The sequence below is a fragment of the Bradyrhizobium manausense genome (genome assembly GCF_018130615.1).
Taxonomy (GTDB): Bacteria; Pseudomonadota; Alphaproteobacteria; order Rhizobiales; family Xanthobacteraceae; genus Bradyrhizobium; species Bradyrhizobium manausense_A.
Genome location: NZ_JAFCKB010000027.1, coordinates 87368 through 111248, shown reverse-complemented (window position 1 = coordinate 111248; position 23881 = coordinate 87368). Strand labels below are relative to the sequence as shown.

The window sequence follows — 23881 nt, the reverse complement described above, 5'->3', positions numbered from 1 at the left end:
GTCGGATAGAACTCGGTGCGGTACGGACCCCACGCGGTGTCCTCGATGATGCGGTTGACCTCGCGCAGTCGCGAGGCTGGCAGCCGCAGCGTCGCCACTTGGCCGATGCCCATCATCACGTACCAGCTCACGACCTCCACCCCCGCCGGCGGAAAGGCCTTGCGAAAGCCCTGTTTGTCGAGCTGCGCATTCAGCTCATGAAGCGGGCGCGACTGATCGTGCTTGAAGAAGACGGTGAGCAAGACGGTATTGTCGGCGGTCGGCGCAGCGTTGCCGGGAGGCGGCGCGGTCTGCGCCATCGCGGCCGAAGCGAGCACGCACGCTCCCGTGAGCCATGCGGTCACCGCCAATTTCAGTCGGATCGATCTCATCCCAATGTCCTTTTAATGCAGCATGCGATGCATCGGAGAATAGGGGGGAGGGGTTCCATCCACGAATTCATTTTCGCGCGATGCGCGCATGATACGGCATCGCGCGTGACGGTGATGCGACAACGCGTCTAAGTGCCGGACGGGCGAGTGTGAAGCACCTCACATCCGTATTGCTGCATATGCGCTATTGATCCACGTAGCCGGTGGTGGGCTGTCAGGGATCGCAGCTATGACGACGCGGCGGATGATCTATTGGTGGTTCAGGTTCGTGATGTCAGGACGATTTCTCGATCGCTTCCTGTGCATGCCGCATGCGCCCGAATAGTGCTGCGGGAACTAGGTCGCCCCGATCAATTTGCGAAACGCCGCCGCGCCGTCCTGCACGGCGTCGCGCCCCTTCCAGGCGAGGTAGGTCAGCTTGCCACCCAGCGTGTCCTGGCTGCGCAGCCGTCGCGATCCCAGGATGTGACCGACATTGGCGGGAAAGCGGCTGACTTCGGCGGACACCAGCGCTGCGATCGCATCCATCAATTGCTGAAGCCGAGCACCCCATTCGCAATGCTCGATGCCGTCGATGCGAACCTTGAGCGCGTATTCGGTATCGTAGATCTCGGCGAGCAGGTCGCGCGCGACCAGCACGCGGTTGTGCCGGAGCGCAACCCTCAGCGCGAGGCGCTTGTCGTCGAGCCGGTCGAGCACCATGGGGACGACGCAGGCGTAAGGTGCAGCCGCGACGTCGGCCGCGCTCTTGCTCGGCGCAGCCTTGGTGGCGAGGCGCACCAGCTGCCACGACATCTTCAAGCGCCGGGCCACCAGCGCCAGTGCAAAGGGCAGTGCCTCGGGATTGGCTTTCTTGAAGGCGTCGAGCTGCGCGGTGATCTGCGCGACCTGGCCGTCACCGAATTTTGCGATCGCCGCCGGCAGCTTCTCATTGAACTTCGGCAGTGCGTTGCCGGCGCGCAGCACCTGCTGCATCTTCTTGACGTCGTCGAAGGCGGTGCGCGAAGCCGTGTATTGCGCGAGCTTGCCGCGCGCGAACTCGGTGCTCTCCGCCGATGCGAGGGTGTTCTCGAGCACCTTGAGGACCTTGACCTGGAAGGTCGTTGCGATTTTCAGCACTTCCTTGGGATTGTTGGCGGTGACCTGGTCGTTGATCGCCTTGATGTAGTCGCGCGCCATGGTCGGCAGAAGGTCGCGGCAGATCCATTCCCAGATCGGGGTCAGCGTGTTGCGCGAAATCCGTCCCGCATTGGCGTGCTCGGGGGCACCGTCGATCAGCAGCAGCTCGAGCGGTGCGAAGAAGTAGCGCGACGGGTTGGTCGCGCGCGCCTGGGTCGACCCGTCCTTGCGAAATTCGGCGCGCAGCTTGGCTTGAATCTCCGTCGAGCCCGGCATGTCGATGCCGCACAGCTCGAGCCGCTCGAGTTCGCTGAGCAGGCAGCTGCGCGACAATGGCGTCAGCTTCTGCAAAAACTCCGATAACTCGTCGATCCCGTCCATGGCACGCAATCTCTCGCAACGATCCAGCAGGCCTGATCGGCCCAATGCATGGAGGCATTTGCGCGCTCTCAATTGCGACATAGAGAAGCAAGCCGCCGTTAATTAATCCGTAAAATCCGGGGGCGGCGGGATCGGGCGGGGGAGCGGCCGTTAAGGAGGCGTTTCGGTGTCTGCCTATGATTTGGGCAGTTTTATCAACCTCTGCATAGTCCCAAGCCAGTGTGCGCAAGCATAAATTGTGCCGATGTCGGCATTTCGGCGCAAAACAGACAAAATAGCCGTAGTCTTACGGAGCGAAAAGTTAACCACAGTTCGCCCCGGGTTCCGCTAAACGAGTCACATGGGGTCACAGAACGATACGGTCACCGATTCGCGGCCGTCGGAATGGTTCGAAAGCAGCGCTTCTGCGCCCGAAGAGCTCGATTTCGTCCGGCTGAATGCCGCCCGTACCAAGGCGGCGGACGAGATGGCTGCAGCCATCGCTCGCGAGCTCAATGGTCCCCTGACCGCACTCCTGCTCTACATGGGCGAGATCAAACATCACAGCGATCAGCTCGCGCCCGTTGCGGGCGACCGCGCCTATTTGCAGCAGGTGGTAGAGAACGCGCTGGCGCAGACCGAGCGCGTCTGCGGCTTGGTCAAGCAGCTCGCCGGCCCACACAAGGGTGGTCTGCCCGCGCCGTCGACGACGGAGGAGGTCGAGTTGAAGGTAGGCCGGGTGCTCCCGCCACCGCGCGAGCCGAGCTCCGAGCTCTCGAGCCTGTCGAGCAAGCGGCTGACCAAGCGCGAACGTGAAGTGCTGAGGCTGATCAGTGAGGGGTTTTCGAACAAGCAGGGGGCGCTGCGGATGCAGATCAGCCCGCGCACCTTCGAGAGCCACCGGGCAGAAGCGATGCGCAAGCTCGGCGCGCGCAACACCGCGGACCTCGTCCGCGCGGCGCTGCTGCATTCGATCGATTGAGCCTGTCGGCTGGCGCTATCTTCGCGGCCGGGCCTAGAAATAGTCTTCGGCGAAGGGGCGCGCGCGCGAGGTGGGCCGCAGCAGCTTCGGCTCTTCCTTCGGCGCATTCGGGATGATCGTGATGGTCCAGCGTGGCGGGATGGTCGATTCCTGCTCCAGCACAGAGCGGACAAAACCCGTCACCGTGGACTCGCCCGCCTTCACCGTTGCCATCCGGCCGTTGAACTGCGCGATGCGGAAGCGACGGACCTCTTTCTGGTCCGCAGTCTCATAGGTGAACATGGAAACCCTCCTGGTTTCCGGCGACTATCGCCACCTATGATTAGTCATCTGTGAAAATTGCAAACCGTATAAGTACGGCGGGTTTTTCGACGGGATGGTCAACCCTGCGGCTCCTGCGCCTTTGCGGCGGCAAAGGCCGCGTCCATCTGCTGCAGCAGATCGCCAAATTCGGCGTCGGCGAGGCTGTCGGCGGTGCTCTCCAGCCGCAACGCCAGCGCCGCGAGCCGGAGATAGCCGAATGTCCTGGCCGTGCTCTTCAGTGAATGCGCCTCGCGCGCGATCTTGGCCCGATGCTGGCCGAGCGCGAGCGTGTGAAACAGCTGGAGCCGTGCGCTGGTATCGCTCCAGAACACCGCGCGCACCTCATGGGCGCCGTCCTCCCCGATCTCGCGCACCAGCGCGTCGAACGCGCCAGGCTCGCGCAGCGGTTCAAGGTCGCGCAGCGGTTCAAGGTCGCGCAGGGGGGCGGTGTCGTGCGCGCCTGGCGCGGGTGCGAATGCGGCGTCGAACATGCTTGTCCCGGTCCCTATTATGCGGCGTCCGGGACATCTACGCCTTTCCGATTGCAGTTCTGGTCACGAGACGCGCGGTGTTTGAGGGCGGCGATAAGCACTTACTTTACCATGCGCGGCCCCGTGCCTGCCGTCAGGCCCCAAGCAGCCGGTCGTACTGGGCCTTGACGGTGGCGTAGCATTCGCAGGCCGTCTGGCGCAGCCCGTCCAGATTGAGAATCTGGATGTGTCCGCGGCTGTAATGGATGAAATTGGCCTGCTGCAAGGTGTTGGCGACCAGCGATACGCTATTGCGCCGCGCCCCGATCATCTGCGCCATCGCCTCCTGCGTCAGCAGCAGGCGGTAGTCGCCCGACAAATCATGGGTGTGCAGCAGGCAGCGCGACAGCCGCGATTCCACCGGATGCGCCGCGTTGCAGCCCGCGGTCTGCTGAACCTGCGCGTAAACAGCGAGCCCATGCCGCGTCAGCAAGGTCCGCAGGGTGGGGCTCTGTTCGGCCGCGACGCGTAGCTGGTCAAGGTCCATGACGGACGCGGCGCCGGGAACGAGCACGACCGCCGTGTTGAGCGCGCATGCGTCGCCCATGGTCGAGAGCGTCCCGAGCAGGCTGTCGCGACCGATCATGGCGACCTGCACATGCTCGCCCTTGGCGAGTTTCACGACCAGCGAGATCACGCCGCGGTGGGGGAAGTAGGCGCGCTTGAGCGTCTCACCGGTTTCCACCAGCACCGCCTCATGGGGCAGATCGACCGTGCGCAGATGTGCACGGATCAATTCATAGTCGTCTGTCGACAGCGCCGACAGGAAACCGTTGGATGGGCGCACCATCGTTTCCAAAGCTGCCTCCCGTCGCCTCGCCGGTGAATGCGCCCGCCGGCGAAATCACCGCCCTCTGCCCGAACAAGTTCCAACATGCTTCCATTGGGATATATTGGCAATTGGTTCAGTGTTGACAGGCGCGGCTCGGCAATCAATCGATATCGCCTTGTGTGCACGCCAGCATGCAGCCAAATTTCGTCGCGCTGGCATCAAGGCGGTCTCGTCAACAGACGCGTGTGATGGGCCTTCACGGCGGTATAGCAGTCGCAAGCGGTGGCTTGCAGCGCGCCTAGATCGGTGATCTCGATCTGGCCCCGGCTATAGCGGATGACCCCGGCACGTTGCAGTGCATGCGCGACCAGTGAAATGGCGTTGCGCCGCACGCCCATCATCTGGGCCAAGACTTCCTGCGTCAGCGGCAGGATTTCGCTATCTGACAGATCTCGGGCCCGCAGCAGCCAGCGCGCCAGGCGCGCCTCAACCGGGTGCAACGTATTGCAGAGCAAGGATTGCTGCGCATATGCGAGCAGCGCCTGCTCATGCCTGATCATCAGGTTGCGGAACGGTAGGCTGGCGGCGGCGACGGTTCGAAAAGCCGTGACGTCGAGCGCGGAAGCGGTTCCAGGGAAGAGCACGACAGCGTCTGACGCCGCGATCCCGTCCGCAAGCGCCGCACTGCCGCCGACAATGCTGTCGCGACCGAGCATTGCCACCTCGATCGTCTGTCCCTCGGACAGGCTCACTGTGATCGAAACCGTTCCATGGTGCGGGAAGTGGACGTGTCGCAGCGCCGCGCCCGTCTCACCCAAGACAGTCTCTCTGACCAATTCGATCGTGACGAGATGAGGACGCAACAGATCGAAGTCCGCTGCGTCGAGCATTTGCAGCAATCGGTTGGGCGGTGGGCCGCTCGCGGTCATGCAGGATCAATCCAGCCCGGTTCCATGAGATCAGCGCCGCGTCTTCGACATCCAGTTGCGCGGCGGTACAAATTTATTGTAATGGTTGTGTCGCTGTCCATATACCCGTTAGAGGGCAGACAGCTTGTCGCATTTGCGGCGGAAATGAGAACAGCGCGCTGATTCGCGCGCCCGGCGAGTCAGTGATGCGTCTCAACCCGGGAAAGTGTGGCAGGAGGCTCATGGGCCGGAAGCTGGCAACCCACGGCAGATATTGGATCTGCCTTTCCATCGGGCATTCGCCGGTCGACGCCATCTTGTTCATTCGTCGCTTCTCTTCAGCCGTCAGACTTTGCCTCGCGCCTTTGTCCGGTCTGGTCGCAGATCTCGCAATCATCCCGCGCGCATGCCGTACCAGGCCGACTGCGCGCGCAGTCATCACCATTTCAATGCAAGCAAGAGGAGAAAGGCGTGCGCCACGGTTCAATTATTGAATCGCCGAAGCGGGAAATTCAAACGACGACAGAAAGTCTGCGCCATATTCTCGTTGTCGACGACGACCCGATGGTGTCCATGGCCATCGAGATCTATCTCCAGCGCAACAATTTTCGGGTGACGATTGCGGACGGCGGAGAAGCGGGGCTCCGAGCTGTCGAGAACGAACAGTTCGACCTGATGATCATCGACATCTTCATGCCGCACATGCGCGGGTTCGAATCGATCCGGCTCTTTCATGACCGCGCGCCTGCCACTCCGCTGATTGCGATGTCCGGCTATGCCTTCGCGGATCTGAATTCGCCTGCGCCCGACTTCCTGAGAATGGCGCTGGAGCTCGGAGCTGCGCGCTGCCTGCGCAAGCCGTTCACGCCGAATGCGCTGCTGGCCGCGATCAGAGACTGTCTCGCCGAGCACCAAGCCGCTGCTGCGCGATTGGGTTAGCGTGTTAGAGTTCGCGGCGCGCGTGAGGTAAGAGTCCATTTACCGCGAGCGCGGATCTCGCGGGTTTCACCGGCCCTTCGACGGATGGACGCGAAGGCGATTCCGATTGCGCGTGATTTGATTCAATTCGCGCGGCCCGTGCGTAGCCCCCAACATTGGCAGGATTTTTTTGCGCTGGTCGTGACGCTGTTATCAAGGCGTTTACCTGTCGCGTCTCCAGCCCGATGCTGCGTGCCGGATTGGGCGAAAACGCCAGCCTGATGCGGTCGAACGGCAAACTTCGCTTCAATATCCGTATTAGCACGGAGGATGAAATTAACGGGACCGTGAAATGGGTTGTCTAACGATCTAGGAGCGGACTTCCGCCGATTCCAGACGCGGCGCAGGCGTCGAGGTCCAGCTCAGTAAGGCGTAGCTTATGGATGATCTGTTGCGGGAGTTTCTGACGGAGACCAGCGAGAGCCTGGACACCGTGGACAATCAGCTGGTGAAGTTCGAGCAGGAGCCGAACAACGCCAAGATCCTGGATAACATCTTCCGCCTGGTCCACACCATCAAGGGTACGTGCGGCTTCCTCGGCCTGCCGCGGCTTGAAGCGCTGGCGCATGCCGGCGAGACGCTGATGGGCAAATTCCGCGATGGCATGCCGGTGACCGGCCAGGCCGTGACGGTGATCCTGTCCTCGATCGACCGCATCAAGGAGATCCTCGCAGGACTGGAGGCGACCGAAGCCGAGCCCGAGGGCAACGACCGCGATCTCATCGACAAGCTGGAAGCGATGGTCGAGCAGGGCATGGCGGCTATGTCCGGCTCGGCGGAGCCGATGCCGGCCGCAGGCGCTGCGGCTCCCGTTGCCGACGCGCCGCCGCTGGTGCCGGAAGCCCCGGCTGCGGCTCCTGCCAAAGAGATGACCACGGGCACGCTGATCGACCAGACCCTGGAGCGCCCGTTGCGTCCGGGCGAAGTCTCGCTCGACGAGCTCGAGCGCGCCTTCCGCGAGACCGCGATCGAGGCGCCGGCCCCCGCGCCGGTGGCCAAGGCCGAAGTGAAGGCCGACGTGAAGGCCGAGCCCGCGCCGGCTGCTGAAGCGCCGAAGGACACCAAGGCGCCCAAGGCCGCGCCGAAGAAGTCGATGGCCGACGAGGGCGCCTCCGAGGGCGACCGCATCGCCAACCAGTCGATCCGCGTCAACGTGGATACGCTGGAGCATTTGATGACCATGGTCTCCGAGCTGGTGCTGACCCGCAACCAGCTCTTGGAGATCTCCCGCCGCAACGAGGACACCGAGTTCAAGGTGCCGTTGCAGCGCCTCTCCAACGTCACCGCCGAGCTGCAGGAAGGTGTCATGAAGACGCGCATGCAGCCGATCGGCAATGCCTGGCAGAAGCTGCCCCGCATCGTCCGCGACCTCTCGAGCGAACTCGGCAAGCAGATCGAGCTGGAGATGCACGGCGCCGACACCGAGCTCGACCGCCAGGTGCTCGATCTGATCAAGGACCCGCTCACCCACATGGTGCGCAACTCCGCCGATCATGGCCTGGAGACCCCGGCCGAGCGGCTTGCGTCCGGCAAGGGCGAGCAGGGCACCATTCGTCTGTCCGCCTATCACGAGGGCGGCCACATCATCATCTGCATCGCCGACAACGGCCGCGGCCTCAACACCGAGAAGATCAAGGCCAAGGCGCTCTCCTCCGGTCTCGTCACCGAGGCCGAGCTGGAGAAGATGTCGGAAGCCCAGATCCACAAGTTCATCTTCGCGCCCGGCTTCTCGACCGCGGCCGCCATCACCTCGGTGTCGGGGCGCGGCGTCGGCATGGACGTGGTGCGCACCAATATCGACCAGATCGGCGGCACCATCGATATCAAATCGGTGGCCGGTGAAGGCTCTTCCGTCACCATCAAGATCCCGCTGACGCTCGCGATCGTCTCGGCGCTGATCGTCGAAGCCGCCGGCGACCGCTTTGCGATCCCGCAGCTCTCGGTGGTCGAGCTGGTGCGGGCCCGCGCCAACTCGGAGCACCGCATCGAGCGGATCAAGGACACCGCGGTGCTGCGGCTGCGCAACAAGCTGCTGCCGCTGATCCACCTGAAGAAGCTGCTCAAGATCGACGACGGCGCGGCCTCCGATCCCGAGAACGGCTTCATCGTGGTGACGCAGGTCGGCAGCCAGACCTTTGGTATCGTGGTCGACGGCGTCTTCCATACGGAAGAGATCGTCGTGAAGCCGATGTCGACCAAACTGCGTCACATCGACATGTTCTCCGGCAACACCATTCTGGGCGATGGCGCGGTGATCATGATCATCGACCCCAACGGCATTGCCAAGGCGCTCGGCGCCGCCGGCTCCTCGGCCCATGACATGGCCGATGACAATGGCGCGCACCACATCGGAAGCGGCGAGCAGACCACCTCGCTCTTGGTGTTCCGCGCCGGCTCGTCCCAGCCCAAGGCGGTCCCGCTCGGGCTCGTCACCCGCCTGGAAGAGCTCCCCGCCGACAAGATCGAGTTCTCGAACGGTCGCTACATGGTGCAGTACCGCGAGCAGCTGATGCCGCTGGTCTCCATGGACGGCGTCACCATCGCCTCGCAAGGCGCCCAGCCGATCCTGGTGTTTGCCGATGACGGCCGCTCCATGGGCCTCGTCGTCGACGAGATCATCGACATCGTCGAGGAACGGCTCAACATCGAGGTCGGCGGCTCGGCTAGCGGCATTCTGGGCTCGGCCGTGATCAAGGGCCAGGCCACCGAGGTGATCGACGTCGGCCACTTCCTGCCGATGGCGTTCTCCGACTGGTTCACCCGCAAGGAGATGAAGCCGTCGATGCACTCGCAGTCGGTGCTGCTGGTCGACGACTCGGCGTTCTTCCGCAACATGCTGGCGCCGGTGCTGAAGGCGGCCGGCTATCGCGTCCGTACCGCGCCGACTGCGCAGGAGGGCCTGGCGGCGCTCCGCGCGCAGAGCTTCGACGTGGTCCTGACCGACATCGAGATGCCCGACATGAACGGGTTCGAGTTCGCGGAAGTGATCCGCTCCGACAGCAATCTGGGCGCGATGCCGATCATCGGCCTCTCGGCGCTGGTGTCGCCGGCGGCGATCGAGCGCGGCCGCCAGGCCGGCTTCCATGACTATGTCGCCAAGTTCGACCGTCCCGGTCTGATCGCGGCGCTGAAGGAGCAGACCGCAGGTGCGGCCGGCGCCTCCGAGCTGAGCCGCGCGGCAGCCTGAGCGGGACCTGAGGAGACACGAGATGAGCAAGAAGACGCAGTCCACCGAAGGCGCCATGGTCGAATACGTCACCGCGATGATCGGCGGCCAGCTGTTCGGCCTGCCGATCTCCCGCGTCCAGGACGTGTTCATGCCCGAGCGCGTCACCCGCGTGCCGCTGGCCTCGCGTGAGATCGCAGGCGTCTTGAACCTGCGCGGCCGCATCGTCACCGTGGTCGACATGCGCGCCCGGCTCGGCCTGCCCAAGCCTGAGGACGGCAAGACGGCGATGGCGGTCGGCGTCGATTTGCGCGGTGAATCCTATGGCCTGCTGATCGACCAGATCGGCGAGGTGCTGCGCCTGCCCGAGGACAGCAAGGAAGAGAACCCCGTCAACCTCGACCCCCGCATGGCCAAGCTCGCCGGCGGCGTCCACCGCCTCGACGGCCAGCTCATGGTCGTCCTCGACGTCGATCGCGTCCTCGAGCTCAAGACCGAAGTGCAAATGGCTGCCTGAACTTTCACGAAAGACATTTAAGCCGGAGAACCAAGATGAAGACCTGTTTGGTGGTTGACGATTCCAGCATCGTTCGCAAGGTCGCGCGCCGTATCGTCGAAGCGCTGGGCTTCCAGGTCATCGAAGCGGAAGACGGCGTCGAAGCCCTGGTCCATTGCAAGAAGGCCATGCCGGAAGCCATCCTGCTCGACTGGAACATGCCCGTCATGGACGGCTTCCAGTTCCTGGGGACGTTGCGTCGCATGCCCGGCGGCGACGAACCCAAGGTGGTGTTCTGCACCACCGAGAACGGCATCGACCACATCACGAAAGCGATGGGCGGCGGCGCCAACGAGTACATCATGAAGCCGTTCGACAAGGAAATCGTGTTGGCGAAGTTCCAGGAAGTCGGGCTGGTCGCGCGCGAAGAAGAGACGGCCGCCTGAAAACACACCTGCCAGTAGCGTCAAGAGGTATCCTGTGAACGCGCCTGATTACGAGTATCTGCGTAAGTTGCTGAAAGAGCGCTCCGGTCTCGACCTGTCCGCCGACAAGCAATATCTGATCGAAAGCCGCTTGCTGCCGCTGGCGCGCAAGGCCGGCCTCTCCGGCATCCCCGAGCTCGTGCAGAAGCTGCAAGGCGGCTCGAGCGCGCTGATCACCAGCGTGGTCGAAGCCATGACCACGAACGAGACCTTTTTCTTTCGCGATAAGGTCCCGTTCGACCATTTCCGCGATACCATCATGCCGGAAATCCTCAAGGCCCGGGCCGGCCGCCGCAGCGTGCGGATCTGGTGCGCCGCAGGCTCGACCGGGCAGGAGCCCTATTCGCTGGCGATGACCCTGAAGGAGATGAGCGCGGCGCTCACCGGATGGCGTGTCGAGATCATCGCGACCGACCTCTCGCAGGAGGTGCTCGAGAAGGCCAAGTCCGGCGTCTACAGCCAGTTCGAAGTGCAGCGCGGCCTGCCGATCCAGATGCTGATGAAATATTTCAAGCAGACCGGCGAGACCTGGCAGGTCAATCCCGAGCTGCGCGCGATGATCCAGCACCGGCAGCTCAATCTGCTCCAGGACTTCTCCCACCTCGGTACGTTCGATGTCATCTTCTGCCGCAACGTGCTGATCTATTTCGACCAGGAGACCAAGATCAACATCTTCAACCGTCTGGCCCGCCAGATCGAGCCCGACGGCTTCCTGGTGCTCGGCGCGGCTGAAACCGTGGTCGGACTGACCGATACGTTCCGGCCGATTGCGGATCGCCGCGGCCTCTACAAGCCGAACGATCCGCGTGCGGCGGCGGCCAGGCCGGCCGTCGAGGCGCCGCGGATGGCGGCGATGGCAGGACGATAGGCATGGCCGAGGATGGCAAAGGCGCAGAGCGCGTCACCTTCAGTCGGGGCTATGATGTTTGCATCATGGCCATCGACGGCACGTGGCGGCGCGACTGTACGCTCAACGCGATTTCCGACACCGATGCCATCCTCACGGTGGAAGGTTCGATCCAAGGATTGAACCTGAAGGAGTTCTTCCTGCTGCTGTCGTCCACGGGCTTGGCCTACCGGCGCTGCGAGCTGGTGCGCGTCAACGGCGCCGAGATGGACATCCAGTTCCTGCGCGGCAAGAACCGCAAGAAGCGCGGCGCCGCCAGCGGCCATGATGCAGTGGCGTGATCGCCACGCGAACGGCGCGGCCCTCCGCTGACGCATTGCTTCACATTTTCTGAAAACATCCGACCGAATTCGCAGGCCCGGCTTTACGTGGCCTAAGCGCGTGCCATGTATCAACGACAGGTCGCAATTTCAGGGGCCGGCCATGCCAAGAAGCTCTCTCTCTCCCATTTCGTCAAACCTGTCCGACGTCGCCGAACGGCGCGCGCTTCAGCTCCTGGTGGTCGATGACGACGCCACCCAGCGCAGCCTGATCACGGTCGCCGCCAAGCAGGCCGGCCACGAAGTTGCCGTTGCGCCGTCGGTTGCGGAAGCCATCGAAAAGCTGCGCGCGGCGCGCTTCGACTGCGTGACGCTCGATCTGGTGCTGGAGGACGGCGACGGCATCGACGTGCTGCGCGAGATGGCGGCGGCGAAATTCTCGGGCTCGGTGATCGTGATCAGCGGCATGGACGGCAAGCGCCGCAGCGCTGCGCGCAGCTTCGCCCGCTCCGTCGGAATCGAGCTTCAGAGCTTGCCGAAGCCGTTGGACCTCGCGGCGTTGCGCATCAGCCTCGCCAATCTCGGAAAGACCGCGATGGGATTGCCGACGATCCATACCTGGGGCGGCGTCGCCACCGACGCAATCGTGGAGCGGCACCGCGCCTGAGGTGCGGAGCTGCCATGCAACGGCTGCGGCCCATCGGCCGCGCCAATCCCGGCCTATGCCGGATTGACGGATTCCGACAGGTTCTGAAGGGCCTGGCCGAGCTCCGCCCGGCAGGCGTTGAGGGCGGCGCTCGCCGTGGCATAACGGGGCGTCACGTCGTCGAGCACGACAATCTCGGTGGAACCCAGGTCGGCGCTCACGACGGCGCGATCGTCCTCGGGCTCCATCGCCGCGTCGATCAGACGCATACTGATCTCGATGCGGGCGATCAGGGAGCGAAGTTCAGCTGCGATCAGCTCTCGGCAGTCCGTTTCAGCCATCGCGGCAAGCGGGGGCGTGCCTGCGTAATTTAGCATGGATATTCTCCGTCTCCCGCAATAAGGCACCTCAGCGCTACTTGTGCGTTAAGTTCATGTCCCGTACAAATGCGGGGTGGGCCGAATCTGCGCCGAAAGCCATGACTTTAGGCGCGGACGCGAGTCCTTGAATGCCGAATGGACTTTGCGATCGACTTTGGCGATCGATTTGGCGAATGGACGTGGCACATGGTCGAACAAAGCTCCCGTGGTGAGATCTTCGTGGTCGATGACGACCCTGCTGTTCGCGACACCTTGTCGATGGTGTTGAAGGCGGCGGGCTATGAGGTGATCTGTTTTGCGGACGGCGCAGCACTGCTGTCCGTGGCGCGAAACCGCACACCCGCTGCGATCCTGCTCGACGTGCATATTCCCGGAAAGTCGGGTCTCGACATTCTGAAGGAGCTGCACGGCGAGGACTATCCGGCTCCGATCTTCATGATCTCCGGGCAAGGCGACATCACGATGGCGGTCGGCGCCATCAAGAGCGGTGCGCTCGATTTCATCGAGAAGCCATTCCGCGGCAGCGAGATCGTCGGCCGGCTCGACGAGGCGATCGGCGCTTATGCACGCAGGCAGGCGGAGAACGCGTCACCGAAATTCGGCTCACTGCATTTCCCCGGACGCGAGCCGTTGACCCGCCGTGAGCGCGAGGTGCTGGAGCAGTTCGCTGCCGGCGCCTCCAACAAGGAGGCCGGCCGTACGCTCGGCATCAGCCCGCGCACCATCGAGGATCACCGCGCCAACATCATGAAGAAGCTCGGCGCACGCAATGCCGCCGATCTCATCCGCATCGTGATGACCGCAGCCCAGCGGGCGTCGTAGGGCTCGGTTGCATCGCGGACATTCCTTTCGTCATTCCGGGCGATGCGGAGCATCGAGCTACGGTGCGCAATTGCGCACCTGAAAATCTCGAGCTTCCGGGTCGCGCTACGCGCGTCCGGAACGACTCCCAAAACATCACGCGCTCAGCGCCTTGCGGATGATGCGCGCCAGATCGGATTTGCGATACGGCTTCGCCAGCAGCAGCACGCCCGAATCCAGCCGGCCGTGGTGGATGATCGCGTTCTCGGTATAGCCTGACGTATAGACCACCCTGAGATCGGGACGCGTCTTCAGCACCTCGTCGGCGAGCTGTCGCCCGTTCATCTTGCCGGGCATGATCACGTCGGTGAACAGGAGGTCGAACGGCTTTCCGGCCGTGACGATCGCCAATGCCTCCGCAGCGTTGGCGGCCTGCAGGGTGACGTAGCCGAGCGAGTGCAGCTGCGCGAGCACATACTCGCGCACCAAGCGGTCGTCCTCGACCACGAGGATCGTCTCGTGTCCGCCCTCGGCTGCCATCGGCGTCACGCCGTCGCTCACGGCCGTGGGGGTCTTGCCCGGCGGCAGATACATCTTGATCGTGGTGCCGTGGCCCTCCTCGCTGTAGATCTTGATGTGGCCCGCGGACTGCTTGATGAATCCGTAGACCATGGAGAGTCCGAGCCCGGTGCCCTTGCCCGGCCCCTTCGAGGTGAAGAAGGGGTCGAACACGCGCGCCAGCATGCTCGCGGGAATGCCGGTGCCGGTGTCGCTCACCGCGATCAGCACGTAATGTCCGGGCGGGACATCGTTGGCGCTGGCATAGACCTCGTCGAGATAGGCAGCGCCCGTCTCCACGATCAGCTTGCCGCCGCGCGGCATCGCGTCGCGCGCGTTGAGCGCGAGGTTGAGAATGGCCGTGGTGAGCTGGTTCGGATCGACGACCGCGACGCAGCTCTCGTCCTCGAACACGGATTCGATCTGGATCTGCTCGCCCAGCGTCGGCCGTAGCAGCTTTGCGGTGTCGATGATCAGCGAGTTGATGTCGATCTCGCGCGGCTGCAGCGGCTGCTTGCGTGCAAAGGCGAGCAGATGCTGGGTCAGCTCGGCGCCGCGGCCGGCGGCCTCGTCGATCATCTTCGTGATCGCGGCAAGCCCCGGTTCCTTCGCCACTGCATCGGCCAGGATTTCGATCGTGCCGGTGATGACGGTGAGGATGTTGTTGAAATCGTGCGCCACGCCACCGGTGAGCTGGCCGACTGCCTCCATCTTTTCGGCGTGGCGGATGCGCTCCTCGGAGGCAATCTTGTCGGTGAGGTCGCGGTAGAACACGTTGAACAGGATGCCCTCGCGGCGCCGCAGCGCCGTGACACTCAGCTCGGCCTTGAATTCCTTGCCGTCGCGGCGGCGAACCTTGAGCTCGCGGCGACGGTTGAGGGTCTGGCCTTCCGCAGATTCGAGGAAACGGGCGAGGCCGGCCCTGACCCTTTCGCGCTCGCTCTCCGCGACGATCATGTCGACCGCATTCTTGCCGAGCGCTTCGTCGCGCCGCCAGCCGAACAGCTCCTCGGCTCGCGAGCTCCAGTTCAGGATAGTGCTGCGCTCATCGGTCTGGACGAAGGCGTCGAGCGCGGTCTCGACGATGTTGCGCGCAAGCTGCTCGCTTTCACGCAAGGACTCGGCGGCCAACCTCGCCTCGGTCATGTCGCGCCCGACGAAGAAGTAGCGCTTGGCCTGATCCGACCAGTTGCCGAGCCATGACAGCCAGACCTCGCGGTGGTCCTTGTGGAGGCAGCGCGTGTCGGCAAGCTTGGGATGGCCGCCGCGTTTGAGCTCGCGCATCTCCTCGCGGGACTGATCGAGGTGGTCGGGATGGATGAAATCGGCGCCGCTGCGCCCGATCATCTCGTCGGGCCGGTAGCCGAGAATGGTCTCGCTGCTCGGGCTGATCTGCACGACCTGGCCGCGCGCGTTCATGATCATGATCAGATCCTGCGAGGTGTCGAAAAGCTGCCGCCGCTCCTCCAATTGTTGCTGCAGCGCCCGTTCCGCGCGCCGCGCCTCGGTCAGGCTGCGCGCTGATCCGGAGGCGCCGATGATCTCGCCCGAGGGGCCCCTGATCGGCGACAGGCTGAGTGAAATTTCGACCGGCGTGCCGTCCTTGCGCAGCCGGACCGTCTCGAAGCGTTCGATCGGCTCGCCCCTCGAGATCCGCCCCAAATAATCCTTGCCGTGCTCGCGACGGTCGGGCGGGACGATGATGGAGGTGGATTTCCCGATCGCTTCGTTCGCCGAATATCCATAGAGACGCTCGGCCGCAGGATTCCAGCCCGTGATGATGGCGTCGAGGGATTGCATCACGATCGCATCGTCGGACGATTCGACGGCGGCGCTGAACAGCAGCTCGCGCGCCGCATGATGGCTTCGCGCGGCCTCGGTGCGGCGATGCTCCGCAACCTCGCGTTCGAGCGCGGCCGCTTTCGCGCGCGTTTCTTCGACCATCCGGGCAAAGGCCCGCGCCAGTGCGCCGGTCTCGCCCGGTGCATCGACGGGGATGTCCGCAGAGCGTCCGCTGCCGATGGCCTCCACTGCCCTAGTCAAGCGCCCGATCGGACGGGTGAGCGAGCGCGCCAGCAGCACGGCGAGCGAGGCCGCGGCGAGGACGGCCAGCACACCGACGAGCAAGGAGGTCTTTTGAATGGCCGCTGGCACGAGACCGAACACAGGCGCCGGAATCGTCTCGATGATGGCGACCCAATCCTTGCCCGCGAGCAGCGCTGGCGCGATCGCGGCGCCACTCGGCCGGCCAGATCCATCGGTCATGAGCCGCGTGGAGGCGTCCAGCGTGCCAATCAAGGAGGCGAAATATGGAAAGTCCTTGCGCCAGTCATTGGGGCGATCGTGTGGTGCGCCGAATTCCCGCGCGCGGTCGGGGTGAACGAGATAATCTCCCCGCGAGTTCACGACGTAGATCGCGCCGCCTGAGGACTCGGTCGAGCGGACACTATCGAGCGCCGGCCGCATGTCGACGTTGGCAATGATGATGCCGAAGGGCTTGCCGTCCGGCGCGAACAGCGGCATCGCGATGCGCAGCGTCGGAACGTGCAGGGCCGTCGTCCCGCCGTGCCGGGTGGCGAGATCGATGGGCGACACATAAACTTCGCCCGGCCCGAGCCGTATCGTTTCCTGGAAGTAGGCCCGGTCGCTCTTGCGCTCCAGTTCGCCGTCGGGAACGATCCGTGCTGCTCCGTTCGGTCCGGAGCGATCGACCCGGACCAGCTCGCGCTGGTCGTCGTCAACACCGATGATCCGAAACTGCCCATAGATGGGCTTGGCCTCAATCTCGGCTGCGAGCCGCGCCGCGATCCGTTCGCGCCAGGTTTGCTCCGAGACCCCGTCAGCAGGATCAATGCCGCCACCGGTGTGGGCGCGGATCAGGCCGTTGATGGCCGCTGCGGCGCGATAGCCGATCAGATCGCCGCGCACTCCGGCAACATAGGATTCAAGATTGCTCGCCAACAGGCGTGACTGGGCTCCGACCCGCTCCAGGACGCGCGGGATGACTGCCTGCGTGGTGTTGCGATAGCCGAGCCAGCCGACAGCGCCCACTGTGATCGCCACCAGCAGAATCATGGCGATGGCGAGACGTGTCGCGAGCGTCGTTCCGAGCCTCACGGGAACATTCGCGGGGCTCCCTGGACGATCGCGCCTGCTCTGGCCTTGGGGGGCGATGATGCTCCCCTCATCGGCGGCTGGCACTGACATCGGACCCCCCCGACTTCAGGCAACCGTCGACCGCCGCCAGCAGCGCGTCGGCCCGGAACGGCTTCTGCAGGCTCGCGACCGCGCCGAGCTTGGTCGCCATCTTCAGGAAGTCCGGTTCGGCGTAGGCGTCCGGCGTGATCGACCGACCGGAAATGACGATGATCGGGACCGCCGGTTGCAGGGCCCGGACGTGGCGCATCGTTTCCAGCCCGTCCATGCCGGGCATGAAGATGTCGAGGAACAGCAGGTCGAACTGGCTGCCCTCAAACAGAGTTAGCCCCTTGCGGCCGTCGCCGGCGACCGTCACGTGATGACCGGCCCGCTCCAACAGCAGTCGGATTGTCAACTGAACGGCCGGGTCGTCATCCACGATCAGGATGTTGGCCACGTTAAAACCTCCGGGCCGGATGGGAATGCTCCCAGCGACCCAAATCAAAGCTCCAAATGCGAAATTGTTGCGCGGATTGTACCTGTCCTGCAAGCACTTCGCGGCCGATCGGACGAGTTTGCATATGGCGGGCGAATTCCGACGCGTTTTCATATGCATGCTTGCATGCGCAAGCCGTCAGAGCAGCCCGTGCGGTCAGTCTGTGAGGTATTCGGGATGGTGGCTGCGGATGGTGTCGAGCTCGCTCAGCGTGCCGGACAGATGCTTGCGCAGATGCTGTTGTGCAGCATCGGCCTCGCCCGCCTCGATCGCACGCATGATCAGTCTGTGGTGGCGCACGATGTTCTGCGCCTTGCCGGGCGAAGGTAGATGCAGCCGGCGCAGCCGGTCGATATGTCCGCTGCGGCTTCGTACCAGCATCCAGAGGTCCTGCTTTCCGGCGGCGGCATAGAGCTGGGCGTGGAAATCATTGTCGGCGGCGATGAAGCTCTCGAAATCTCCGGCCTTGGCGAATTGCTGCTGGAGCGCGATCGCATGATCGAGGCGGACGACCAGGGCGGGATCATGGTGTTCGGCGAGCAGCCGGACGATCTCGAGTTCCAGCGCCTGGCGCAGGAAATGCGCCTGCTCGGCGCGGCCGACATCGACCCGGCTGACTACGGTCGCGTGCTGTGGAAAGACGTCGACCAGCCCTTCTTCCTCCAGCCGCATCAAGGCGTCGCGGATCGGGGTCGAGCTGACACCGAATTGCGCGGCGAGGTCGGTGCGCGACAGCGATGAGCCCGGCGGCAATTCGAGCGCGATGATCGCATTGCGCAGCCGCTCGAACACCTGCGGCGCGGCCTGTCGCGCACGGTCGAGCCGCGCGCCGGGGCGGACGGCCGCGTGTGGCGCGGGATGGGCTGGTTCCATGGCGGCTCCGGCGGGCTTGCCTTTGATGCACTAATGCATTAGTGCATCAGTTAGGCCGCGCGTCAATGCCAGCCGGAGGAAACGAACAACAATGATCACACAATTCCAGCGTGGCTGTGCAGCCGTCGCCCTGATCGCCGCGGCCGTCTTGTCGATCTCGCCGGCGCGGGCGCAGCAGAAATCCGAGATCTCCCTGTCGCGGCAGCCCGGTATTTTCTACATGCCGAGCCACATCATGGAGAAGCAGAAGCTGATCGAGAAGCACGCCGCCAGCCTCGGCGTGCCCAATGTCACCACCAAATGGGTCACCTTCTCCGGTGGTGGCGCGCAGACCGATGCGCTGCTCGCGGGCGGCGTCGACATTCTCAATACCGGCACCGGCAATCTGTTGCTGCTGTGGGATCGCACCCGCGGCGGCGTGAAGGGAATCGTCGCGACCTCGGCGCAGCCGATGACGCTGATCAGCCGCGATGCCAACATCAAGTCGATCAAGGATTTTGGGCCGAGCGACAAGATCGCGGTGCCGACGGTGAAAGTCTCGACCCAGGCGATCGTGCTGCAGATCGCCGCCGCCGAAACCTTCGGCGCCGACCAATGGTCGAAGCTCGACGCCAACACCGTGCAGCTCGGCCATCCCGACGCCTATGCGGCGCTCGCCAATCCCAAGCACGAGGTGCACAACCACTTCTCAATCCCACCGTTCAGCTTCCTGGAGCTGAAGAACGTGCCGGGCGCGCACGTCGTGCTGAACTCGCCTGATGTGATGGGCGGTCCGCTGAGCCAGGCGCAGTTCTTCACTACGACGAAATTCGCCGACGCTAATCCCAAGATCATCCAGGCGGTGCGTGACGCGACCAAGGAAGCGCAGGACCTGATCCGGAGCGACACCAAGCAGGCGGTCGAGATCTACAAGGAGATCACCGGCGACAAGACCTCGGTGGAGGAGCTGCTCGATCTCTTGAAGCAACCCGGCATGATGGAGTGGAATCTCGAGCCGCAGGGCACGATGAAATTCGCAGCCCATCTTTACAAGACCGGCACGCTGAAGACCCAGCCCAAGGCCTGGACCGACTACTATCTCCCCGTGGCGCACGATCTGAAGGGCAACTGATGGCGCTGCTCGACGTCAGCTCCGTGACGCTGCGCTACAAGACGTCCAGCGCCGTCGTCACCGCCACCGAGAGAGTGAGCTTCACCGTCGACAAGTCCGACCGCTTCGTGCTGCTCGGACCGTCCGGCTGCGGCAAGTCGACCCTGCTCAAGGCCGTCGGCGGCTACATGTCGCCGAGCGAAGGCCGCATGACGATCGGCGGCCGCGAGATCCACGGTCCCGGCGCCGACCGCATGATGATCTTCCAGGAGTTCGACCAGTTGCTGCCCTGGAAGAGCGTGCTGGCCAACGTGATGTTCCCTCTGCTCACCGCGCGAAAGCTTTCGCGCAAGGACGCGGAAATGCGGGCGCGGGCCTATATCGAGAAAGTTGGTCTCACCCGCGTGGTCGATGCCTATCCGCACACGCTGTCCGGCGGCATGAAGCAGCGCGTTGCGATCGCGCGCGGCATGGCGATGGAGCCGGACATCCTGCTGATGGACGAGCCGTTCGCTGCGCTCGACGCGCTGACGCGCCGGACCTGCCAGGACGAGTTGCTCCAGCTCTGGAGCGAAACCAAGTTCACCGTGCTGTTCGTGACCCATTCGATCGCGGAAGCGATCCGCATCGGCAACCGCATCCTGCTGCTGTCGCCGCATCCCGGCCGCGTCAAGGCCGAGGTGATCGACGTCGACAAGGTCAGCAATGATGACGGCAGCGCCGGACGGCTCGAGAAGGAGATCCACGATCTCCTGTTCGCCGGCGAAGCCACGGCGCATTAGGGGAGCCGCTCATGGGCGAAGCAAGAATTCTGCTGCGCGACACGCCGGTTGCTGCGGCGACCGGTGCGAGCGAGGTCGAGCGCAAGCTGCGCGTGGCCGAGCTGCTCTGGAACGACGGCTTCGTCCGCAAGAGCGTCATTATCCTGTTCCTGGCCGCTGTGTGGGAAGCCTACGGCGTCTATCTCGACAATCCCCTGCTGTTTCCGACCCTGCACGATACGATTCTGACGCTGTTCGAGCGCGTCAAGGACGGCACGATTCCGCTGCGGGCTTGGACCTCGCTAAAAGTCCTGTTCATGGGCTATTCGGCCGGCATCGTGCTCGCCGCGATCTTCACCGTGCTCGCGATCTCCACCCGGATCGGCACCGACTTCCTCGAAACGGTGACGGCGATGTTCAACCCGCTGCCGGCGATCGCGCTGCTGCCGCTTGCGCTGATCTGGTTCGGGCTCGGCAATGGCAGTCTTGTTTTCGTGCTGATCCATTCGGTGTTGTGGCCGGTCGCGCTCAACACCCATTCCGGCTTCAAGAGCGTCTCCAACACGCTGCGTATGGTCGGCCGCAATTACGGCCTGCGCGGATTGCCCTATGTGGCAAAAATCCTGATCCCCGCCGCCTTCGGCTCAATCCTCACCGGCCTCAAGATCGGCTGGGCCTTTGCGTGGCGCACGCTGATCGCGGCCGAGCTGGTGTTCGGCGTGTCCTCGGGGCAGGGCGGGCTCGGCTGGTTCATCTTCGAGAACCGCAACCTGCTCGACATACCCGCAGTGTTCGCTGGCCTCTTGACGGTGATTATCATCGGGCTCTTTGTCGAGAACCTGATCTTCCGCGCCATCGAGCGGAACACCGTCCAGAAATGGGGCACCCAATCATGACCAAGAAGAAAACACCCGACCAGCTCCGCAGCGCGCGCTGGTTTGCGCCCGATGACCTCCGCTCGTTCGGCCACCGCTCTCGCGCCATGCAGATGGGCTACGCCCCTGAGGAGTGGAAGGATCGGCCGTGCATCGCGATCATCAACACCTGGTCGGACGCGCAGCCCTGCCACATGCATTTCAAGTCGCGCGTCGACGACGTCAAGCGCGGCATCCTGATGGCCGGCGGTCTGCCGGTGGAATTGCCGGCGCTGTCGCTGTCGGAATCGCTTCTCAAGCCGACCACCATGCTCTATCGCAACCTCCTTGCCATGGAGGCCGAGGAGCTGTTGCGCAGCCATCCCGTTGATGCCGTGGTGCTGATGGGCGGCTGCGACAAGACCACGCCGGCGCTGCTCTTGGGCGCAACCTCGATGAACATTCCGGCGATCTATCTGCCGGCGGGTCCGATGCTGCGCGGCAATTGGAAGGGCAAGACGCTCGGCTCCGGCTCCGACGGCTGGAAATATTGGGACGAACGCCGCGCCGGCAAGATCTCCGACAAGGACTGGCTCGACATCGAAGCCGGCATTGCCCGCAGCTACGGCACCTGCATGACCATGGGCACCGCTTCGACCATGACCGCGATTGCGGAGGCGATCGGCATGACGCTGCCTGGCGCCTCCTCGATCCCGGCTGCGGATGCCAACCACATCCGCATGGCCAGCGAATGCGGTCGGCGCATCGTCGAAATGGTGTGGGAGGATTTGACGCCGAAGATGATCCAGACCCGAAAAGCCTTCGAGAACGCCATCGCGGTCGCGATGGCGATGGGCTGCTCGACCAACGCGATCATCCACCTGATCGCGCAGGCCCGGCGCGCCGGACAGGACATCGGGCTCGACGATTTCGAGATCGCTAGCCGCAAGGTGCCCGTGATCGCCAATGTGCGCCCGAGTGGGGATACCTATCTGATGGAAGACTTCTTCTATGCCGGCGGCCTGCCGGCGCTGATGGGCCAGATCAAGGACCATCTGCATCTCGACTGCATCACCGTGACCGGCAAGACGCTCGGCGAAAATATCGACGGTGCTGAAGTGCACAATGCCGATGTCATTCGCGGCGTTGACAATCCCATCTACAAGGAAGGCGCGCTCGCCGTGCTCAAGGGCAATCTCGCGCCCGACGGCTGCGTCATCAAACCGTCTGCCTGCGCGCCGCGCTTCCTCAAGCATACCGGGCCGGCGCTGGTGTTCGACGACTATCCCGCGATGAAGAAGGCGGTCGACGATCCCAATCTCGACGTCACCGAGGATCACATCCTCATCCTGCGCAATGCGGGCCCGCAGGGTGGGCCGGGCATGCCGGAATGGGGCATGCTGCCGATCCCGACCAAGCTCGTGAAGCAGGGCGTGCGCGACATGGTCCGCATCTCGGATGCGCGCATGAGCGGCACCAGCTACGGCGCCTGCATCCTGCACGTCTCGCCGGAGTCCTATATCGGCGGCCCGCTGGCGCTGGTGCAGAACGGCGACCGCATCACGCTCGACGTCGCCGCGCGCACCATCAATCTCGACGTCCCGGAGGCCGAACTCGCCAAGCGCCGCGCCGCCTGGAAGCAGCCTGAGCGCCGCTTCGAGCGCGGCTATGGCTGGATGTTCACCAAGCACATCAAGCAGGCCAACGACGGCTGCGACTTCGACTTCCTGGAGACCGATTTCGGCGCGCCGATCGGCGAGCCGTCGATTTACTAGTTTCACCCACCGTCGTTCCGGGACGATGTGAAGCATCGAACCCGGAACCTCGAGATTCCGGGCTCATCGCTTCGCGTGCCCCGGAATGACGACCATGAGAGAGTTCGACCAATGACAAAACTTTCCGAAGCCACCCGTACCAAGCTCAAATCCGTCTCCACCGCCACTGTCGCCACCGCTTTGTTCAAGCGCGGCCTGCGCATCCAGATGATCCAGGATGTGCATCCGCTCGGTGCGGACCAGCCGACCATGGTCGGTGAAGCCTTTACGCTGCGCTATATGCCGGCGCGTGAAGATCTCAACACGATTGACGTCTTCAAGGACCGCTCGCATCCGCAGCGCAAGGCCGTGGAGGATTGTCCTCCCGGCGCCGTGCTGGTGATGGACAGCCGCAAGGATGCACGCGCGGCCTCGGCCGGCGCGATCCTGGTGACGCGGTTGATGAAGCGCGGCGTCGCCGGTGTCGTCACCGACGGCGGCTTCCGCGATTCCGCCGAGATCGCCAAGCTCGGCATCCCCGCTTATCACCATCGCCCGAGCGCGCCGACCAATCTCACGCTGCATCAGGCAATCGAGATCAACGTTCCCATCGGCTGTGGCGATGCGCCGGTGTTTCCCGGCGACGTCATCTTGGGCGATGCCGACGGCGTGATCGTCATCCCTGCGCATCTCGCCGACGAGATCGCGAATGAAACGTTCGAGATGACCGCGTTCGAGGACTTCGTCGCCGAGGAAGTCGGCAAGGGCCGCGGCATCTTTGGCCTCTATCCCGCCACCGATCCGCAGACGCTCACCGACTTCGCGGAATGGCGCAAGAAGAACGGCCGCTAAGGCCGTTCACGCCAGAAACAATCGATTCAAGCATCAGGCCG

At 64.0% G+C, this 23881-nt stretch carries 24 protein-coding genes; 14 read left to right on the top strand and 10 right to left on the bottom strand.

Features of this window, described 5'->3' with window-relative positions:
* Together JQ587_RS33720 and JQ587_RS33715 are read right to left on the bottom strand one after the other, a co-directional pair.
* Positions 1 to 371: hypothetical protein (locus JQ587_RS33720; protein ID WP_212428209.1), on the bottom strand; the 371-nt coding region annotated here is incomplete at its 3' end.
* Positions 372 to 707: 336 nt separating this feature from the next.
* The gene (locus JQ587_RS33715) at positions 708 to 1871 is read right to left on the bottom strand and encodes a hypothetical protein (RefSeq protein WP_212303116.1); all 1164 of its coding nucleotides are present in this window, start codon (positions 1869 to 1871) and stop codon (positions 708 to 710) included.
* 340 nt (positions 1872 to 2211) lie between these two features.
* Here JQ587_RS33715 and JQ587_RS33710 point away from each other — a divergent pair, with 340 nt between their 5' ends.
* Complete coding sequence (locus JQ587_RS33710) at positions 2212 to 2832, top strand: LuxR C-terminal-related transcriptional regulator (protein ID WP_212303115.1); 621 nt, start codon at positions 2212 to 2214, stop codon at positions 2830 to 2832.
* 33 nt (positions 2833 to 2865) lie between these two features.
* On the opposite strand, the gene JQ587_RS33705 is transcribed toward JQ587_RS33710, so the two are convergent.
* From JQ587_RS33705 to JQ587_RS33690, 4 genes are all read right to left on the bottom strand, one after another.
* On the bottom strand, positions 2866 to 3114 hold the full coding sequence (locus JQ587_RS33705; RefSeq protein ID WP_212303114.1) for a hypothetical protein: 249 nt from the start codon (positions 3112 to 3114) through the stop codon (positions 2866 to 2868).
* A gap of 98 nt (positions 3115 to 3212) precedes the next feature.
* Positions 3213 to 3626 carry an Hpt domain-containing protein gene (locus tag JQ587_RS33700; protein ID WP_212428208.1) on the bottom strand — a complete coding sequence of 138 codons (414 nt, stop codon included), beginning with the start codon at positions 3624 to 3626 and terminating at the stop codon, positions 3213 to 3215.
* 133 nt (positions 3627 to 3759) lie between these two features.
* The gene (locus tag JQ587_RS33695; RefSeq protein ID WP_212428207.1) at positions 3760 to 4455 is read right to left on the bottom strand and encodes a Crp/Fnr family transcriptional regulator; all 696 of its coding nucleotides are present in this window, start codon (positions 4453 to 4455) and stop codon (positions 3760 to 3762) included.
* 200 nt (positions 4456 to 4655) lie between these two features.
* Complete coding sequence (locus JQ587_RS33690) at positions 4656 to 5366, bottom strand: Crp/Fnr family transcriptional regulator (protein WP_212428206.1); 711 nt, start codon at positions 5364 to 5366, stop codon at positions 4656 to 4658.
* Between the two features lie 510 nt (positions 5367 to 5876).
* On the opposite strand from JQ587_RS33690, the gene JQ587_RS33685 reads away from it, so the two are divergent.
* The 7 genes from JQ587_RS33685 to JQ587_RS33655 all read left to right on the top strand — a co-directional run bounded on the left by JQ587_RS33685 (position 5877) and on the right by JQ587_RS33655 (position 12304).
* Positions 5877 to 6284, top strand: coding sequence for a response regulator (locus JQ587_RS33685; protein ID WP_212303266.1), 408 nt, complete (start codon positions 5877 to 5879; stop codon positions 6282 to 6284).
* A gap of 418 nt (positions 6285 to 6702) precedes the next feature.
* Positions 6703 to 9510, top strand: a complete 2808-nt coding sequence (locus JQ587_RS33680; protein WP_212300029.1) for a hybrid sensor histidine kinase/response regulator — start codon at positions 6703 to 6705, stop codon at positions 9508 to 9510.
* A 22-nt stretch (positions 9511 to 9532) separates the two neighbouring features.
* Complete coding sequence (locus JQ587_RS33675; protein WP_212428205.1) at positions 9533 to 10006, top strand: chemotaxis protein CheW; 474 nt, start codon at positions 9533 to 9535, stop codon at positions 10004 to 10006.
* 35 nt (positions 10007 to 10041) lie between these two features.
* Positions 10042 to 10431: a response regulator gene (locus tag JQ587_RS33670; protein ID WP_188106496.1), complete on the top strand. Its 390-nt coding sequence runs from the start codon at positions 10042 to 10044 to the stop codon at positions 10429 to 10431.
* Between the two features lie 34 nt (positions 10432 to 10465).
* Entirely contained in the window at positions 10466 to 11338 is an 873-nt protein-coding gene (locus JQ587_RS33665; protein WP_212303689.1) for a CheR family methyltransferase, read from the top strand.
* A gap of 2 nt (positions 11339 to 11340) precedes the next feature.
* Positions 11341 to 11658, top strand: coding sequence for a PilZ domain-containing protein (locus JQ587_RS33660; protein ID WP_128963451.1), 318 nt, complete (start codon positions 11341 to 11343; stop codon positions 11656 to 11658).
* Positions 11659 to 11800: 142 nt separating this feature from the next.
* Positions 11801 to 12304, top strand: a complete 504-nt coding sequence (locus tag JQ587_RS33655; RefSeq protein ID WP_212303688.1) for a response regulator — start codon at positions 11801 to 11803, stop codon at positions 12302 to 12304.
* A 53-nt stretch (positions 12305 to 12357) separates the two neighbouring features.
* Here JQ587_RS33655 and JQ587_RS33650 read toward each other — a convergent pair whose 3' ends face one another.
* Positions 12358 to 12660, bottom strand: coding sequence for a hypothetical protein (locus JQ587_RS33650; protein ID WP_212428204.1), 303 nt, complete (start codon positions 12658 to 12660; stop codon positions 12358 to 12360).
* A gap of 189 nt (positions 12661 to 12849) precedes the next feature.
* Between JQ587_RS33650 and JQ587_RS33645 the strand changes: the two genes are divergently transcribed.
* Positions 12850 to 13485, top strand: coding sequence for a response regulator transcription factor (locus JQ587_RS33645; protein WP_212303686.1), 636 nt, complete (start codon positions 12850 to 12852; stop codon positions 13483 to 13485).
* A gap of 135 nt (positions 13486 to 13620) precedes the next feature.
* Here JQ587_RS33645 and JQ587_RS33640 read toward each other — a convergent pair whose 3' ends face one another.
* The 3 genes from JQ587_RS33640 to JQ587_RS33630 all read right to left on the bottom strand — a co-directional run bounded on the left by JQ587_RS33640 (position 13621) and on the right by JQ587_RS33630 (position 18529).
* Positions 13621 to 17229 (bottom strand): PAS domain S-box protein, encoded by a 3609-nt coding sequence (locus JQ587_RS33640; RefSeq protein ID WP_212428203.1) that lies wholly within the window; start codon positions 17227 to 17229, stop codon positions 13621 to 13623.
* The gene (locus tag JQ587_RS33635; RefSeq protein ID WP_212303684.1) at positions 17207 to 17617 is read right to left on the bottom strand and encodes a response regulator; all 411 of its coding nucleotides are present in this window, start codon (positions 17615 to 17617) and stop codon (positions 17207 to 17209) included. The genes JQ587_RS33640 and JQ587_RS33635 overlap by 23 nt, the downstream gene beginning before the upstream one ends.
* A 195-nt stretch (positions 17618 to 17812) precedes the next feature.
* A complete protein-coding gene (locus JQ587_RS33630; RefSeq protein WP_212303683.1) occupies positions 17813 to 18529 on the bottom strand; it encodes a GntR family transcriptional regulator in 717 nt (238 codons plus the stop codon).
* A gap of 91 nt (positions 18530 to 18620) precedes the next feature.
* On the opposite strand from JQ587_RS33630, the gene JQ587_RS33625 reads away from it, so the two are divergent.
* The 5 genes from JQ587_RS33625 (at position 18621) to JQ587_RS33605 (ending at position 23840) form a co-directional block, all read left to right on the top strand.
* On the top strand, positions 18621 to 19640 hold the full coding sequence (locus JQ587_RS33625) for an ABC transporter substrate-binding protein (RefSeq protein ID WP_212428202.1): 1020 nt from the start codon (positions 18621 to 18623) through the stop codon (positions 19638 to 19640).
* Positions 19640 to 20401: an ABC transporter ATP-binding protein gene (locus JQ587_RS33620; protein ID WP_212428201.1), complete on the top strand. Its 762-nt coding sequence runs from the start codon at positions 19640 to 19642 to the stop codon at positions 20399 to 20401. Before JQ587_RS33625 ends, JQ587_RS33620 begins: the two co-directional genes overlap by 1 nt.
* Before the next feature lie 11 nt (positions 20402 to 20412).
* Entirely contained in the window at positions 20413 to 21276 is an 864-nt protein-coding gene (locus JQ587_RS33615; protein WP_212428200.1) for an ABC transporter permease, read from the top strand.
* Positions 21273 to 23009, top strand: coding sequence for an L-arabinonate dehydratase (gene araD, locus JQ587_RS33610; protein ID WP_212303679.1), 1737 nt, complete (start codon positions 21273 to 21275; stop codon positions 23007 to 23009). The genes JQ587_RS33615 and araD overlap by 4 nt, the downstream gene beginning before the upstream one ends.
* A gap of 111 nt (positions 23010 to 23120) precedes the next feature.
* Complete coding sequence (locus JQ587_RS33605) at positions 23121 to 23840, top strand: ribonuclease activity regulator RraA (protein WP_212303678.1); 720 nt, start codon at positions 23121 to 23123, stop codon at positions 23838 to 23840.
* Positions 23841 to 23881: the final 41 nt, after the last annotated feature.

Excerpts from the sequence above, each read along its gene's own strand:
- JQ587_RS33615 (WP_212428200.1), top strand. The coding sequence starts at position 20,413 with ATGGGCGAAGCAAGAATTCTGCTGCGCGACACGCCGGTTGCTGCGGCG.
- JQ587_RS33640 (WP_212428203.1), bottom strand. The coding sequence starts at position 17,229 with ATGTCAGTGCCAGCCGCCGATGAGGGGAGCATCATCGCCCCCCAAGGC.
- JQ587_RS33670 (WP_188106496.1), top strand. The coding sequence starts at position 10,042 with ATGAAGACCTGTTTGGTGGTTGACGATTCCAGCATCGTTCGCAAGGTC.
- JQ587_RS33695 (WP_212428207.1), bottom strand. The coding sequence starts at position 4,455 with ATGGTGCGCCCATCCAACGGTTTCCTGTCGGCGCTGTCGACAGACGAC.
- JQ587_RS33675 (WP_212428205.1), top strand. The coding sequence starts at position 9,533 with ATGAGCAAGAAGACGCAGTCCACCGAAGGCGCCATGGTCGAATACGTC.
- JQ587_RS33625 (WP_212428202.1), top strand. The coding sequence starts at position 18,621 with ATGATCACACAATTCCAGCGTGGCTGTGCAGCCGTCGCCCTGATCGCC.
- araD (WP_212303679.1), top strand. The coding sequence starts at position 21,273 with ATGACCAAGAAGAAAACACCCGACCAGCTCCGCAGCGCGCGCTGGTTT.
- JQ587_RS33605 (WP_212303678.1), top strand. The coding sequence starts at position 23,121 with ATGACAAAACTTTCCGAAGCCACCCGTACCAAGCTCAAATCCGTCTCC.
- JQ587_RS33645 (WP_212303686.1), top strand. The coding sequence starts at position 12,850 with ATGGTCGAACAAAGCTCCCGTGGTGAGATCTTCGTGGTCGATGACGAC.
- JQ587_RS33660 (WP_128963451.1), top strand. The coding sequence starts at position 11,341 with ATGGCCGAGGATGGCAAAGGCGCAGAGCGCGTCACCTTCAGTCGGGGC.
- JQ587_RS33680 (WP_212300029.1), top strand. The coding sequence starts at position 6,703 with ATGGATGATCTGTTGCGGGAGTTTCTGACGGAGACCAGCGAGAGCCTG.
- JQ587_RS33650 (WP_212428204.1), bottom strand. The coding sequence starts at position 12,660 with ATGCTAAATTACGCAGGCACGCCCCCGCTTGCCGCGATGGCTGAAACG.
- JQ587_RS33715 (WP_212303116.1), bottom strand. The coding sequence starts at position 1,871 with ATGGACGGGATCGACGAGTTATCGGAGTTTTTGCAGAAGCTGACGCCA.
- JQ587_RS33690 (WP_212428206.1), bottom strand. The coding sequence starts at position 5,366 with ATGACCGCGAGCGGCCCACCGCCCAACCGATTGCTGCAAATGCTCGAC.
- JQ587_RS33705 (WP_212303114.1), bottom strand. The coding sequence starts at position 3,114 with ATGTTCACCTATGAGACTGCGGACCAGAAAGAGGTCCGTCGCTTCCGC.
- JQ587_RS33710 (WP_212303115.1), top strand. The coding sequence starts at position 2,212 with ATGGGGTCACAGAACGATACGGTCACCGATTCGCGGCCGTCGGAATGG.
- JQ587_RS33630 (WP_212303683.1), bottom strand. The coding sequence starts at position 18,529 with ATGGAACCAGCCCATCCCGCGCCACACGCGGCCGTCCGCCCCGGCGCG.
- JQ587_RS33655 (WP_212303688.1), top strand. The coding sequence starts at position 11,801 with ATGCCAAGAAGCTCTCTCTCTCCCATTTCGTCAAACCTGTCCGACGTC.
- JQ587_RS33700 (WP_212428208.1), bottom strand. The coding sequence starts at position 3,626 with ATGTTCGACGCCGCATTCGCACCCGCGCCAGGCGCGCACGACACCGCC.
- JQ587_RS33620 (WP_212428201.1), top strand. The coding sequence starts at position 19,640 with ATGGCGCTGCTCGACGTCAGCTCCGTGACGCTGCGCTACAAGACGTCC.